The organism is Novipirellula caenicola (genome assembly GCF_039545035.1).
GTDB lineage: Bacteria > Planctomycetota > Planctomycetia > Pirellulales > Pirellulaceae > Novipirellula > Novipirellula caenicola.
This window is the reverse complement of the sequence record NZ_BAABRO010000003.1, coordinates 474,470-490,315: the sequence shown is the minus strand read 5'-3', so window position 1 is coordinate 490,315 and position 15,846 is coordinate 474,470. Positions and strand designations below refer to the sequence as shown.

Below are 15,846 nucleotides of genomic sequence, written 5' to 3'. Positions count from 1 at the left end.
CCCACTGCCCCTAACTACCCCGAACTGCCTATCCAAAAGGCGATATGCCGCTAACGAACGACACGGGCGGTTAACCCGCCAGCACCACAGAACCACCACTGCGTGATCGTCGCCAAACGGCGTCGTCTGCGCTCACTTCCACAGCACCGAGTCACCGCGATCGCTGGATCGAGCCGTTTTGGCTTCCTTCTTTGCTTTCGTCAAATCATGACACTGAGCATGGGCAAGAGCCCAAAACTGCCGTGTGGGAGAGGTTTCCAGATTAGATGGATGCTAACGAATCGGGGCTCTTGTTAAACTGTAGTGGGCTTGATCGTGAAACTATCGCCTGTGGCGGCATCTCGCTAGAATTAGTCGTTTACGAGATTGCACGGTTCTCGTTTTAATAACAGGCTCGCACCGTTCGACAATTTGCTGAAACATCGTTCGCCGAAACACTGTTCGCTGAAACACCTACGCTCATCCGGGGGGGTCATGTTCGTGTTGAAACCGCAGGTCCGCTTTTGCCTGTTCCGAATCGAATTGCCTAGCATGGATGCTTGCCGGCGAGCCATTTTGGGTTGGCTTGCCTGCATCGCATTGCTAGGCACGAGCAGCTTGGGCGGACATGTTTGGGCAGAAGAATCGAGCGAAGAATCGATTGCCGCCTATGCGGACGCCGCGAATTTTCAAACCAACGGGGCTCTCGAACTGGCGATCGAGCATTGGCAACGCTTTTTGAAGGAGTACCCGCAGGACCCGATGGCGTCCAAGGCGGCCCACTTTCTAGGCGTCTGCTACATGCAGCAAGAGAATCCTGACTACGTCGCTGCCGCGGACGCGTTTGCTCGTGCCCTGAAGGATTCGGATTACGAACTACGCGAAGAGAGCCTCGTGAACCGTGGTTGGTGTCTTTATTCCGCAGCGGGCGAGGCTCCGAATCGAGACAAAGATCGATTGCGAGAGTCGATTCAAGCGTTTGAAACGCTCCGCAAAGAATTTCCCAAAAGTGCGTTCCTCGATCGTGCGTTGTTCTACAGCGGCGAAGCAGCCTATGGGTTGGGGGACGCCAAGCAGGCGGTCGCGAATTACGACCAATTGTTGGCATTACCCACCGCGAAAGAATCTCCGCTTCGATGCGACGCGTTGTACGCCCGCGGCGTTGCCTATGAAGAGCTTGACCAATTCGACAACGCGGTGGCATCGTTTCGCCAACTCTTAGGCAGCTGCGAAAAGAGCGATCTGGTCACCGATGTCCATTTGCGGATTGGTGACACCGCCATCATGAAGAAAAAATACGGCGAGGCGATTGAATCGTTTGATGCCGCAATCAAATCGACTGACAACGCCGAAGACTTGTCGTACGCAATCTTCCGGCAAGCGTTTGCATTGGTGCAAGCCAATCGGCCGGGCGAAGCCGCCGAGAAATACGAACAATTGCTGAACGAGTTCCCCGATTCTCCGTACACGGCGTCCGCCACGCTTGCTTCGGCGCAAAGCACCTATCGAAGCGGCGACGTCGACGAGGCGGCGAAACGGTTCGAACGAGTTTTAGAACAGAATAATCCCGAAGCATCGACCGAAGCGGCGCACTGGTTGGCGCGAATTTACCTTGGCAAAGGGGACGCAGCCACCGCATCGAAGATCGCCAAAAAGCAGCTCGACAAGGCGGCCGAAGGCAAATTTGTCGTTGCGTTAAAATTGGATTTGGCGGAAAGCTTGGCGATGAACCCTGACACGCTGCAGGCGTCGCTCGAAGCATTCGAGCAGGCTTACCGCGATGCCCCCCAGGACGAGCTTGCCCCTCGGGCGCTTTACAACGCGGCGTTCTCGGCGCTGCAGTTAAACAAATCTCAACAAGCCATCGAGCTGGCGACGGAGTTTCTCGAGAAATTCCCTGGCGATACGCTTGCTCCAGACGTTCGTTTTGTGAAAGCCGAGAGTCTGTTTCTGATGGGCGATGCCGCCGCTGCAGCGGAGATGTTCAAAGAACTGGTTGAACAATCCGATCCAACGGACACGTTGCAGCGTCCGATTTGGATTGTCCGCGCCGCAACCGCACTGAACACCGCCGGCCGGATGAACGAGACGATTGAGATGCTCGAAAACGAAACCGACCAATTGCCTGAGAAATCGCAGCGTGCCGAAGCTCAATTGTTACTCGGTCAAGCCTATTTGATGGCTGGCAACGCAGCGAAATCTGCCAAGGCGTTTCGTGCATCACATCAAGCCGATCCAAGTTGGCCACGCGCATCTGAAGCGTTGCTGATGTCCGGCCAAGCCTTGTTTGCATCCGGAGACAACGCCGCAGCGAAATCCGCTTGGACCACGATCATCAAAGAGGATCCGAACAGCCGGATGGCGGATCAGGCTCGATTCAAACTGGCTCAACTCGCCAGCACGAAACAAAACACAAACGAGGCGATCCGGTACTACGAAGAGATCGTCCAATCCGGCGCCGACCCCGGTTTGATGCCGTACGCGTATTACAGCCTCGCTCAATTGTTGATGGAGAACGGGAAGTACGCCGATGCGGTGAAATCGCTGGACACGCTGCTAAGCGACTATGGATCGCATGCCATCCGTGCCGAAGCGCTGTTGGCGCGTGGCATTGCGACACGAAACCTAAATCAAAACGATGCTGCACGCCAAGATCTCGAAGCCTATTTGAAGCTCAATCCCAAAGGCATCAACCTCGGTCACGTGCTGTACGAATTGGCCCTGATCGATCAGAAACAAAAGAAGCCCGAAGAAGCAGCCAAGCGGCTCGAGCGATTGGTGGCCGAAGTCCCTGACTATCCCGATTTGGACAAGGTCTTGTACGAATTGGGATGGTCCTATCGCGAATCGGGCAAACAACAAGCCGCAGTCGATTCGTTCACCAAGCTGATTGCCAAGTCCCCCAACACATCGTTGACCGGAGAAGCAGCCTATTTTGTCGGGCAAAATCATTACCAGAAACAAGATTGGTCCGAAGCGGCAAAGTACTTTCGCACCTCGGCTAAAAACACCACCGATTCTGAACTGTCCGAAAAGGCACTCTATCGACTTGGTTGGTCCCACTTCAAAGCCGGCAACATTGACCAGGCCGCCGATGCATTCAGACAACAAGCCGAACAGCATCCCGACGGCTCGCTTGCATTTGACGCTTTGATGATGGTGGGCGAATGTCGCTTCAATGAACGGAACTACGAACAAGCTCTTCGCGGATTCGAGGTCGCTCGAAAGCAGATCCAAGCCGACAACGACACTGCAAAAACCGTACGGGATGCGGCGGACCGTCAAGCCAGAGAACTGGTGCTGTTGCACGGAGGCCAAAGTGCCGCCCAGCTAAAGAAATGGGAGGAAGCGATCCAGTGGTACGATGAACTTCGCGGACGCTTTCCATCGACGCAGTACTTGGCCCAGGTCTTTTATGAAACCGGGTTTGCCTATCAACAGACCGGTGACAACAAACAAGCGTTGCACTGGTTCGGCGAAGTCGCTGACAATTACCGCAACGAAATCGCAGCGCGGGCGAGGTTCATGATCGGCGAAATCCATTTCGCAGACCGACGATTTGACCTCGCGATCCCAGAGTTCCAACGAGTCATGTACGGCTTTGGTGCCGAACAGGCTCCCGAATCGATCAAAAATTGGCAAGCCAAGAGTGGTTTCGAAGCCGGCCGGTGCAGCGAATTGTTAATGCAACAAGCCCGCACACCGGCAGCCAAACAGAAATCAAAAAACTTCGCGGTTAACTTCTTTCAATATGTTGTTGAAAAACATCCGAAGCACGAACTGGCGGGAAAAGCACAAACGCAATTAGAGGCTTTGAAACAGTAGTGAATTTTACGAATCCCAATCCGAATCGACTGCACCGCATGGCGTTGGCCGTGGTGGTTGCCCTGTTCGTGATGCTCTCGCTGGACGCCTTGGTGCTCCATAGCCAAGATGCGGGGCAGATGCGTTTCGACGCAGCCGAGATTCAATCAGTGATGCAGGATGAAAACCCCGCCGCGGACGCTGCCATCGCCGAACCCTCATCGATTGATCTGCTTTCGCTGATCAGTCGTGGTGGTCGGTTCATGATCCCGATCGGCATCATGAGTTTGTTGGTCGTTGCCTTGGCAACCGAACGGCTGTTGACGTTGCGTCAGAGCAAGATTATCCCGCGGACGTTGGTCGACGAACTGTATGCCATCTCCGAACCAGCGGAAAACTTCAGCCCCAACATTGCCTTTCACACCTGCAACGATTTCCCTTCACCGGCGGCGACCGCCATTCGCACAATGTTGCTGCGAACCGGGCAACCGATTGGCGAGATCGAAGACGCCGTCAAAGAAACGATCCAGCGTGAAGCCGATGGTCACGCCGCCCCGATTCGATGGCTCAATCTGGCCGCCGCCGCAACGCCATTGATGGGACTGCTTGGCACCGTGTGGGGCATGATTGTCGCGTTTCATGAATCGACGACATTGACGGCCGATCGCAGCCGCAGCGAACAATTATCCGAAGGCATTTACACGGCATTGGTCACGACGTTGGCGGGATTGATCGTGGCGATCCCGGCGGCAATTTTCGCTCAATACCTCGAAAACCGCTTGGCGAAATTGTTCAATCAGATCGAAAAAGTCGCCTTTGATCTGACCCCGCGAATGGCTCATTTTGTCGGTCGCCGAAGACTCGACCATCAAGGGATGCTGCACAACATCGAGCGAGCCAAGATGAACTCGGAACCGACGCGTCCGCCAGCGCCTCCGGTGCCGCCGAAGGTGCGAAGTGAGGCAAATTAAGACCAGCCATGGCTGTTGAAATCAAAAAATCGACTGTCGCCGGAACGCTTAGCTTGACGCCCTTGATCGACGTCGTGTTTCTGCTGCTGATCTTCTTTCTCGTCACCAGCGAGTTTGAAGAGCAGGAGCGACGGATCGACATCTCGTTGCCCACCGCGACCAGCGCGGTGCCGATGACCAGCAAACCTCGTGAAATTGTGATCGATATCAACCCGGCTGGCACGATCTATGTCGGCGGCCAGGAAACGAGCTTGGATGCGTTACAAGAACTGTTAAAGAACGCCGTCGCCGCGAATCCGATCAGCCAAACCGTGGTGATCCGAGCCGATCGCGCTACGGCGTTCCAACCGGTTGTCAGCGTGATGGACGCTTGCAACCGTACTGGAATCAGTGACTATTCGGTCACGACAACCGACGGGCCTGATCAATAGCGGCAAAGCGTCATCCACCGATGCCGATGTGATACTGCACTTTCGAAAAACCATTTTCCCTCGGACCCTTGCAGCAAAGTGAACCGCCCCAAACCTCTGCCGAAGCACCGATCGGTTCCTCCGCCGAATCGGTCTGTAGAGTCCAGCGATGCAATGTGGCCATTGGACGTGTGGTTAGTCGCATTGTCGTCGGTGGTATTGTACTTGATCGCGACACGGCTTCGATTCGATGATCCGCGATGGCTGTACAACGCTTACACCTACGTCATCGCGGTGCCACTGATCGCATTGGGGATGTCGTTTGCGCTGCGAGGATTGGTTTCGCATTATGTTCGCAAATCGATTCAGGTTGGCTTTCTGTTTAGCGTCTTCATCCATTTGATGCTGCTGATTTTGGCAGTACACGTGGTCATCTTTAGCCAATTTTTCCCTGAGCCTGTCGCGGGGGTTAAACCCGAACGATCCCCGATCCGCAAAACGGTCCCCGAGTATTTGTTTCAGACGCCCAAGGAAGACGCGGTCACTCCGGATTGGTCCGAACCGGTGGAAGTCGAAACGGCATCGCGAGTGATTCCTAAAGAGATGCGTCAATTGCCGCCGGTGACTCACTCGGCGCCGCAGTTAGAGATGCCCAAGCCCAAAGAGATCGAACCGCGTCCGATGCAAAAGTTCTTGATGAAGCGTCAAGAGCCGTCGCCATCGCAGCCTCGTCCGGCCAATTCTCCCGCGAAGTTGGCTCGCCGCGAGCAATCGAGCGAGAAAATGAGCTCGCCGAAAACGACACAGCCCGATGTGCCGAAGCTAGACAGCGAAGCCATGCAGCAACCCGAGGCCAACCCGGCGGAACGCAAGATCGCCGAAGCGACTCCACGAAAAACGACGCGTTCATCGGCTCCGCAATTGAGCGTGACACCGGATCCGACGAAGATGCTGCCAACGCCGCCAGCGCAACGCGTTGCCTCGGCCGCCCGCAATCGTTCCGAAGCGATGCCGACGGTGGGCGACCTTGGTTTGACCAGCCGCAGTCGACCACGAACGACGCCCACGGCATCCGCGCCGCCTGCCGGCGCGGCACCGGCACCTCAATCGGTCGCAGTGGCATCGATCAGCAAGTCGGCCGATCAAATGCTCTCGCCGGTGGATGTTCCCTTCCAACGGCGTGGTAACACTGCGGGGGCTCAGCTTTCACCGCTTGATAGTGCCGATGCCATGAGCACGCCATCGCCCGCGTCCGCTTCGGCAAGCCAAAGCAACGTGATGCGACGAGATTTGTCCGCGATGATGGGAGTCCCCGATGTGGGCGAGGGCGGTTCGTCGCAAGCCAGACCGGACCGTTCGAGCCGGGGTGATCGCAGCGAGTTTGCTCCGGTTGGCGTGCCGACGATTCCTGGTGAAATGGCATCGCTTGCCGCGGCAAACGACGCGGTGCCTAGCGATGCGATGAGCGACCGCAGCGAGCAGGACAGCGTCAACGGTCCACGCAGCGAAACATCCTCGAGCATTCCGTCCCCGATCACGTCTCCGAACACCGAATTTGGTCCGAGTTTGGACGTGATGATGCGGGAATCGATTGCCGGATTGGCCGATCGCCCCGATTCCTTTGCCGGCATTGTGCCGTCGAACGATCTGCCTGAAATCGGCGAACTTGAGATTGCCGACCAGCCAAGAAAACGTCGCGAAGTCGGTGGCCCCGTGATCCCCGAGGGGACCGAGATTGCCGCGGTCGAATCGTTCAACCGGCGTGTGATGCGAACCCAAGGCGGTGCCGCCCCGACGCCGGCCGGAATGGTCGGTCCCGCGACCGAAGAAGCCATCGAACTCGGATTGGCCTACTTGGCCGACACCCAAAACGATGACGGCAGTTGGTCGCTTTCCGGACATGGCGAGCCTGTCCTGTTGGAAAGTGGCACTGCGGCCACGGGATTGTCGCTGCTTGCGTTTCAGGGCGCCGGCTACACTCACAAACGACATCAATACGCCGACACCGTTGCCCGCGGCATCGCGTTCTTGGTCAAAAATCAAAAAACCAGTGGCGACCTGTACCGTAGCGAGAATCCGCTCAGCGACCGAAACGTGGGTTTCTACAGCCATGGGATCGCGGCCTTGGCTTTGTGTGAAGCGTATGGGATGACTCAAGACGAAGAACTCAAAGAACCTGCCCAACGCTGCATCGACTACATCGCCAACACCCAACACGCTCGCTATGGCGGGTGGCGTTACGCCGCCCAGGTCAGCAGCGACACAAGCGTATCGGGGTGGATGATGATGGCACTTAAAAGCGGCGAATTATCGGGATTAGAAATTCCTGATAATGTCTACAAAGGGATCGACCGCTGGCTTGATTTCGCGCAGCAAAGTGAATCACGCCCTGACCGCTATCGTTACAACCCGTTTGCCGCGAACACTCCGTCGCAACGCCATGGACGCACTCCGACGCATACGATGACCGCAGTGGGGATGCTGATGCGAATGTACTCGGGTTGGAAACGTGAAAACGAGGCGATGCAATCGGCGGCCGAATACCTGTTGGAAGCGCCGCCGGAAATGGGAACCCGTGATCGACCGTTGCGTGACGGATACTACTGGTACTACGCAACCCAGGTGATGTTCCACATGGGCGGCAAGTATTGGGACCAGTGGAATGACTATCTAAACCCGCTGTTGTTGGAGAGCCAAATCAAAGAAGGTTCCAAGGCGGGCAGTTGGCACCCGATGTTGCCGGTCGAAGATCGCTGGAGTCCGCATGGAGGACGGCTGTACGTGACGACGATGAACCTGTTGAACCTCGAGGTCTATTACCGCCATTTGCCGATCTACGACGACGCCGCCGAGTAAGTCGTTGATCGCTCCGCGATCAGAACGTGGATCGCGGGGAACGTGTGATTCGATTGCGGAGGTAGCGGAACTCGTGCGTGAGTTTCGGTCATCCCAAAAAACGAAAGTCTTGACGACTTCCGGTACAATCAAATGCGTCGTTTATAAAATCGACGTCCCGAGCGATTCACGACATTAGTTGGTCCGACGCTTCTAAACGGGTGGAAGAGCGAATCAGCTAGGATCATAATAGCCGTTCCGCGACGTCGTTCGCATTGCCCGCTTCCTCACGTCTCCCCGAGATCCTCATGCTCAACCGACTTCTGATGCCCATCGCGGCCGTAGCGCTGGTGACGACTTGCGTCCACGCCGAAGTTCCCTCGTTCGAAAAAAACGTGCTCGATGCACAAATCGGCAACGTTTGTTACGCCGTTACCGCAGCGGACGTCAACAACGATGGAAAGATCGATGCGGTTGCGATAAGCGAAGACGAGGTGGTGTGGTATCAAAATCCCGACTGGACTCGGCATTCGATGATCAAAAACGCGGTCTCACCCGACCACGTTTGCATCGCAGCCCATGATATCGACGGCGATGGGAAGGTCGATTTTGCCCTGGGTGCCGGTTGGCCTACCAGCGGCGGCACGATCCACTGGCTGCGACGTGGTGAGACGCTGGACGAACCCTGGCAAGTGTTCAATATCTCATCCGAACCATGGACGCATCGCATGCGATGGGCGGATGTTTTAGGCCGTGGCAGCAAACAGCTTGTCGTCTCGCCACTCAATGCGAGCTCAGGTTCAGGCATCCGCCTGATGGCGTTCCCGATCCTCAGTGATCCTGAATCGGGTCCATGGAAACCAATCGTTATCGATGGCAGCCTGAACCGCGCCCACAACCATTGGCATCTGCCGTCGACCGAGGACAATGGCGCCGAGCAAACGCTAGTCGCTAGCGAAGAAGGAATCACGTGGATTGGCAAGCATGAAGCGAACGGCTTTCAAGTCAAACGAATTGCCTCGGGCGCCGCAGGCAAATCACCAGCCCAGCGGGGCAGTGGCGAAGTCAAAACCGGACGACTGTCTCCGTCCACCTCGCTGATCGCCACGATCGAACCGATGCACGGCAATCAGGTAGTGGCTTACATCGGCAACGACGTCACCGATGAAAAACAGCAACGCATCGTCTTGGACGATACCTTTTCGCAAGGCCATGCCGTTTGGTGTGCCGATCTGGATGGCGACGGAGCGGACGAAATCATCGCGGCGTATCGAAATCCTGGGGACGGCCCCGTCAAAGGCCCAGGGATTTTCATCTACCAAGCCGATGACGAACGCGGCCAACATTGGTCACGCACGACGCTCGACCCGATGATGGCATGCGAGGATCTGTGGTGTGACGATTTTAACGGCGATGGCAAAGTTGATATCTTGGCGGGCGGACGTGCCACGCACGATGTCAATCTGTACCTGAATCAATCCGGCAAGTCATCGACGACCGCGAACGACTAGCGGAAGCCACCCCATTCCGTAGTGGATCTTGCTAAAGATCCCGCGTCAGGGATCCCGCAGAAAGGATCTTTAGCAAGATCCACTACGGGGGTGTTTGAACTACTTGGCTTTTGTCTGCTCAAACATCCACTTGATCGCGCCGGCATCTTGCGAGTAGGCATGGTCCCAACTGTTGTGGCCGACGCCGGGCAATTCCGTGTATTTGATTTTCTTGCCTCCGGCGTCTTTGATCGCAGCGACCATCTTGCGAGACCGATGGACCGGTACCGCATCATCGGCATCACCGTGGAAAACCCAAATCGGCAGATCAACAAGCTTCGACGCTTGCGTGTCGTCCCCGCCGCCACAAACGATGATCGCTGCGGCGAACCAATCCGGGTGCCGTGCGGTCAAATCCCACGATCCGTATCCGCCCATGGAAAGGCCGGTCAAGTAAACGCGTGATGTATCGATCGGATTTTCGGCGATCGTCCGCTCGAGCATTTGTATCGCCGCTTGCATTTGATCCGATGGCGACTCGGGCATCGCGGTCGCCTCATGATCGCTCCAATCGACATCGACCCATTTCTTTTCTTTGCGGCACTGAGGTGCCAACACAAAACAGGGAAACGCTTTGCGATTCGCTTCGCTGGCCATCTCGGTCGGGAAATACTTTAGCTGCGACGTGTTGTCGTCACCTCGTTCGCCCGCTCCATGTAGAAACAAAACCAGCGGATATTTCGTTCCCGGTTCGATCGTCTCAGGTTTCATCAAACGGTACTCGAACGTCTCGTTGTCATACGAACCGCCGGTGTACTGGATGCTCAATTCATCGAAAGGTTGATCGGCCATCAGCAAATTACAAGCAAGAGAAAGGAACAGGAAACAAACAATTCGGTTCATCGATGGAACTCGGCTGGTGAACGGGCAGGGCAGGGGAGGGCAGGGCAGAGGGACATGCCGCGACGTTTATTTCATCGGCGGTCCGGCGATCGGCTGACCATTGGTCGTCAACACCTGGATCTCGTGAGCACGATGCTTGCCATCGTAAGTCCATACAATTTGCTTCGCTGGCGTCACTTCAAGGACTTTGATTCCTTTTCTCGCACCGTAGCTGGCGATCACGGTATTGCCGTTGGGCAACCGCTGGGCGCCACAGGGGTCCACCAGCGGCGAACCGGGCAAGTCATCATTGTTAACCTCCCAAACGACCTCACCGTCGGGAGCAAATTCCACAACTTTGTTGCCGTGCGTTAACGTGACCACGGTATTGCCATTTTCAAGCCGGATCGCTGTGAACGGCCAATTCTCGGCTTTCCGCCCCCCCAACGATTCAAGGTCCGTTTTGATTTCGTGGACCACCTTTCCCGCCGGGGTGTATTCCTTGACTTTGAATGCCAACAGATGGGGAACGAGGTAGTTGCCACTGGGCAATTTTCGAGCCATCCGTGTTTGCATATGAGCGTTATCGGTTTCCGGTTGCAGCGGGAACTCGATCACAACGGAACCGTCACGATCCACTTCCATCAGCCGAGGTTTCTTGCCCAATTCGGTGATCAGCGTGTTGCCGTTTTCGAGTCGCTCGACGGTGCCGATCTCTGCGTTTTCGTTGGACTTGCGATACTGAAATACAACTTTGTGATCGCGATTCAATTCTTTGACGATGTCTTTCCACGCGATCAATACATTGCCGTTTGGCAGAACAAAACCATCACGCGCAGCGGGTTTCCCCGCGTTCCAAATCTCGTTGCCTTGCTCGTCCAAGATCCCGGTAAAGCTAGGCCCGGCAATGAACAGCGAATGCTGCACGCCATGGATCGAAGCGAGTGCAAAAGCCACGATCGGTGCCGGGTCTTTCAAACTATGTGGATGATGTCCAAGTCCCGGCCGACGCATCACCTCAATTTTGCCGCCTAGCTTTTTGTACTCGGCCACCAATCGATCGCCGTTCTCGGCCGGCGGAACAACATTGTCGGCTTCGTTGATCAACGCAAAGATTGGAACGCCAGCATCGGCCAATGGTTTGAGCCGATCCAGCGGCCCCGCTTTGAACGACGCGGACTGCTCGTCCGTCATTCCATATGCCTGTAAACAGCGATCCCATTCGCGAGGGGCACCGATGCCGGTTCCCTTGCCGCCGGGCCACGAACGTATGTCCATTACGGCGTTGTCTGCGTAAATGCCGCTCACTTGGTCTGGATGCACACTGGCCCATCGCATGATGATCAACCCACCACGACTCATGCCTTCGAGAAACGGTTTCGCATGAAGTCCTAGCTTTTGGCTAAGCGAATAGAAGGCGTCCCAGCGCTCAATTGCAGGATCGGCACCAAACAACCCTCCGACGTCGCAGTAACAAACATGCCAACCACGCTCGAGCATCGCCCGATCAAACTGGGGTTCGTGCCCCCAAAACCGCGCTCGCCAAACCCACGGATTCCCGCTGGCGGCTTGCTTGGGGCTTACGATTTTGCAGTCCACTCCGTCCAGTTCGAAGTTGTACTGCGTGAACCCTTGAAATTCAGCCGTGGTCGGCTGGATGCCTTGCGATTGAAGATCGCTCGCCAAGCGTCCCTCGCTGGACGCAGCGTCATCCGCCGAGGACACGCCGGCTGGAATCGCGGTCGTTGCCAACAAGGCGACCAGCAAGAACGGACTTAGCCCCTTCGGAGTCATTGCTGACGAAGCGAACCTCGCCAAGCGTTTGGACCAGCGTGGAAAACGAAAGTCTTGACGACTTTCGCTACGGGAAAATCCGTCACCTATTATTCCGACGGTGCTCTGCTTCAATAGCGTCATGGTTGCAAGCGAATTAGTTTGAGTAGCGAGAATAGGGAGTGCGTAGTGGGAACACGGGTTGCGACGAGAGTTTAGGGCAACTCACGAATTCGAAGTTTGCGAAATTGGATTGGCGATCCTTCGCTTTCCAAACAAAGGTAACCTTCGGCCGGCTCGATCCCCGTGCCTCCAGAAACCTCTTCGCCGTTGACCCACAGTCGGACTTCGCCATTGATACCGCGAATGTAATAGTGATTCCAATGACCATGTCCTTTGGCAAGATGTTTGCGTGGGAAGCTGCGACTGCCATCGGGCGACAGCGGTGGAAACGGCGTCATTTTCACTCTGACCGGAAAGACATCGCCGTTGGTACCAAACCAATCATAGCTCTGGCCTCGCGATTTTCGCATCTCGGTGTAACCGTGATCGAGAATCTGAACTTCGATCCCCGCGGGCAATCCGGGCTTTCCCGCCTTGGTGATTTTTTCGATTGACTCAGGCGTTGTCCAAACAAAAACACCCGAGTTTCCGGCGGATCGTTCATGCATCCACTCGACCACCATTTCAAAGTTCTTCACTGGCTTGGTCGTTCGCAGCACCGAGACGGGCCGCCCGGTGCAGTGCAACACGCCATCCTTCCATGACCACGTGTCCTCCGCACTGTTGACGTGCGTAAAATCGGATTCGCTCAGCGATCGCCACCCCGGGCCGTCATCGTCGATGAAGGCCCGCACGGCGGATGCGGATTCAGCGGACGCCGGCTCGGTTTCTTGTGCGTGGGCGTTCACCGCAATGCCGAAACAAACAAGACACAGGGCGGAACAGAGGGGGGTAATGGAACGCGAAGATCGAGGCATGGGCGTCACCGTGGCGGAGGGATTTATCAGGAGGCAGGTGCTTGGTAGCTTTCACATCGCAATAGCATAACCACTGTGATGCTAAAAAGGGTCGCCCGCCCAGAAAGTAGCCATTCCACCGCAAATTCCGGCTGATTATTGACGCAGCAGTTGGGTGGTTTGCGATGGACTTTCTGCTACCTCTCCACCAACTTCGAGACTGCTGATTTAGTTAGCCGTTTTGGCCAACGCTGTGAAGCATTTTCCTGCTGTGTTTTATGGTGTTTTAACGTAGCGGAAGTCGTCAAGACTTTCGTTGAACGAACCCTGTTCCCGAAACTCTTGACGAGTTCCGCTACGAAATGCTTCACAGCGTTCCGTTTTGGCGCTAGCCACGGTTTCGTCACCACCCAACCGGGGCTAACGCCCAAGCCGCTAACAAAAGAGCGGTGATGCCGTACTAAATCAACAGTCTCACCTCGTCGGTGGAGAGGTAACTGCCACTCACCGCTCACTTTTCGACCGCAAAATCGCAGCGATTTTCTGTAGCCGCCGAATCGCCGTGATGATTCCGCCGATGCAAATCACCGCTAGTGCGGTCGCGACGACCGTGATCGTCGGTTGTGATGGGATCGACTGCCACGCAGCGGGCAGAATTGCCATCGCGATACAGGTGACGATCATCAACGCCATCCTCTGCGGTTTGGCAAACGGCCCGGCAAAGACTTGGCCTGCGTCCACACTTGCGCCAATCGCGCGAACGTAAGCGACAAACATCGCAATTAGCGCCGCTGCAAACCCGAGCAGCGGATACCCGCCGACGGCGTACCCCGCTCCGATAAAAATCGCGGAATCCGAGATGCGGTCAGGAACCTCGTTAAACAGATCGCCCACCGGCGAACTCTTGCCGCCTTCGACCGCGACCATTCCGTCTAACAAGTTCGCAATCAGTCGGCACTGAATCATCGCAGCGGCCAGAATCCACAATCCCCGCTGCGTGATCACAGTATCACTCGCTGAGGTGGCGGCCATGGCACACCCTGCGGCAAACGCCAGTGCGATGCTCGTGCCTGAAATTTGGTTTGGCGTGATCGCGGTCCTCGCCAATCGAGCGGCGAGCCACTGAAACACTGGCATTTGGCGTGATTTTATCGGGCGACGATTGGCAACCGGATCATTCATCAAAAGCCTCTCGTGATCGCCCAAGTCCTGTTAGCGTTGAATCGAGACCTGTGCCGCCGCCATTTGCGAATCAGGCTCCGGTAGCGCCAACAACAGCTTCATCATTTCTTCGGCCGAACCACTCGCGACGCGACGGATGGTTTCGCGATCGGTTTCATCACCGAATTCATACGTGATCGCGGTGACACCAAGCGTATCGGCCACCCAAGCTTTGCTGGTCGAACGGTGAGCGTGGTGATTGTCATCGCCGTTGACGTGGTAGTTGGGAAATCGTTTTTGAATCGCCGAGAGCCAATTGTCGGTGAATCCCGCGGGATACAAATCGGCATCACGAGGTGGCGTGTAAAACACGTCGTCATAGGTGCTGTGGAAATCCATAAACAGACACAACTTTTGATCGGCAGCGTTGCGACACTTCAGCATCTCGTTGCGTAACGCACGCGTCTCGGGCTGGGTAAAGTGCATCCAATCACGATTCAAATCGACTCCGTTTGCATTGCATCGCCAATTGCCCAGCGCCACACCATCGGGATTCACCGTTGGCACGACGACGGCGCAGTAGCGTTTGCGAAACGATGTCGCCAACTCATTGTCAGACGTTAATGCGTCGACAAAATGCATCATCCCAATCGCACCGGAGACTTCGGGTGGATGTTGACGCGCGATAATGAAAACAAAGTCGGGGTGATCGGTTTCAGTAATATCCAATCGGTACAGCGGACGTCCTTGCACCGATTTGCCAATCACCGATCGCTTGACGTGCGGTTGTTGGCTCAGATCCGAAGTCCACTTGGCAACCGTCCCGCTGCTTAGCAGTTCTTGACCCGCCACCCACAACGGCTTGCCATCCACCGGGATTTTTAGTCGCACTTCGGTTCCGGCAGGATGTCGATCGGCCATCAGATGTTCGGCACTCTCCCAATTCTTACCATCACGGCTGATCTTGGGATCGTAGCGATGCGATCCGCCGACATATTTTAGTCGTACCGAAATCGTTCGCTCTTCGGTCGAGTTGACTCGGAACGCATACCAAGCACTGTCGTTGATTGGATCCGATTCGGGTTGGATTGTGACGGCAAAATCATCGTCGGCGATTTGGACGCACTCGTTCATTCGTCCCCCAGGGAATTTACTGGTAAACGAAACCGAGCGATCTTCGCTATGGAAGGTGATCCCGAGCGGATTGTCCAAGATCTCGGATTTCGCCGCAGGAGCGAATCCGAGCACGATCAGCAACGCAATCAATGCGTAACAAACAGGATTTTGCCAACAAAAAGCGGCTGTTGGCCTGGGAATAACGTCATTTGGTGAGATTGAGCGATTTGGCATCGGTGGGCTCCAAGCTGTTTAGCTGTGGTCAAAATGGCGGGACCGCGAGCCTACTGGATTGACCGACCGCAGAGCAATATCAGCCGCGACCCGCCAAACGAGGGGAAAACGATTCCTAAGACGGAAACGTCATTTTCTTGGACTCGGCGTGGTTGATTTGCTAATCTCGTAGCTAGAGCTCTCGGACTGCAGCTGTTCCGTCGACGGCGAAATCGTCTCTTTTCTGGCTCTT

10 protein-coding genes are annotated in these 15,846 nt (G+C 55.7%); 5 read left to right on the top strand and 5 right to left on the bottom strand.

The window, feature by feature from the left end:
• The first annotated feature begins 531 nt into the window (after positions 1-531).
• The 5 genes from ABEA92_RS09190 to ABEA92_RS09170 all read left to right on the top strand — a co-directional run bounded on the left by ABEA92_RS09190 (position 532) and on the right by ABEA92_RS09170 (position 9,510).
• The gene (locus ABEA92_RS09190) at positions 532-3,804 is read left to right on the top strand and encodes a tetratricopeptide repeat protein (RefSeq protein WP_345683520.1); all 3,273 of its coding nucleotides are present in this window, start codon (positions 532-534) and stop codon (positions 3,802-3,804) included.
• Positions 3,804-4,754, top strand: coding sequence for a MotA/TolQ/ExbB proton channel family protein (locus ABEA92_RS09185; protein ID WP_345683519.1), 951 nt, complete (start codon positions 3,804-3,806; stop codon positions 4,752-4,754). The genes ABEA92_RS09190 and ABEA92_RS09185 overlap by 1 nt, the downstream gene beginning before the upstream one ends.
• A gap of 8 nt (positions 4,755-4,762) precedes the next feature.
• Positions 4,763-5,185: an ExbD/TolR family protein gene (locus ABEA92_RS09180; RefSeq protein WP_345683518.1), complete on the top strand. Its 423-nt coding sequence runs from the start codon at positions 4,763-4,765 to the stop codon at positions 5,183-5,185.
• A gap of 153 nt (positions 5,186-5,338) precedes the next feature.
• Positions 5,339-8,020, top strand: coding sequence for a hypothetical protein (locus ABEA92_RS09175; RefSeq protein WP_345683517.1), 2,682 nt, complete (start codon positions 5,339-5,341; stop codon positions 8,018-8,020).
• A 287-nt stretch (positions 8,021-8,307) separates the two neighbouring features.
• Positions 8,308-9,510: an FG-GAP repeat domain-containing protein gene (locus tag ABEA92_RS09170; protein ID WP_345683516.1), complete on the top strand. Its 1,203-nt coding sequence runs from the start codon at positions 8,308-8,310 to the stop codon at positions 9,508-9,510.
• A gap of 99 nt (positions 9,511-9,609) precedes the next feature.
• Here ABEA92_RS09170 and ABEA92_RS09165 read toward each other — a convergent pair whose 3' ends face one another.
• From ABEA92_RS09165 to ABEA92_RS09145, 5 genes are all read right to left on the bottom strand, one after another.
• On the bottom strand, positions 9,610-10,392 hold the full coding sequence (locus ABEA92_RS09165) for a carboxylesterase family protein (protein WP_345683515.1): 783 nt from the start codon (positions 10,390-10,392) through the stop codon (positions 9,610-9,612).
• Between the two features lie 66 nt (positions 10,393-10,458).
• Positions 10,459-12,288, bottom strand: a complete 1,830-nt coding sequence (locus tag ABEA92_RS09160; RefSeq protein WP_345683514.1) for an alpha/beta fold hydrolase — start codon at positions 12,286-12,288, stop codon at positions 10,459-10,461.
• A gap of 71 nt (positions 12,289-12,359) precedes the next feature.
• Positions 12,360-13,055, bottom strand: coding sequence for a 3-keto-disaccharide hydrolase (locus ABEA92_RS09155; RefSeq protein WP_345683513.1), 696 nt, complete (start codon positions 13,053-13,055; stop codon positions 12,360-12,362).
• A 552-nt stretch (positions 13,056-13,607) separates the two neighbouring features.
• A complete protein-coding gene (locus ABEA92_RS09150; RefSeq protein ID WP_345683512.1) occupies positions 13,608-14,285 on the bottom strand; it encodes a CDP-alcohol phosphatidyltransferase family protein in 678 nt (225 codons plus the stop codon).
• Positions 14,286-14,315: 30 nt separating this feature from the next.
• Complete coding sequence (locus tag ABEA92_RS09145) at positions 14,316-15,530, bottom strand: M14 family metallopeptidase (protein WP_345683511.1); 1,215 nt, start codon at positions 15,528-15,530, stop codon at positions 14,316-14,318.
• Between the last annotated feature and the right edge of the window lie 316 nt (positions 15,531-15,846).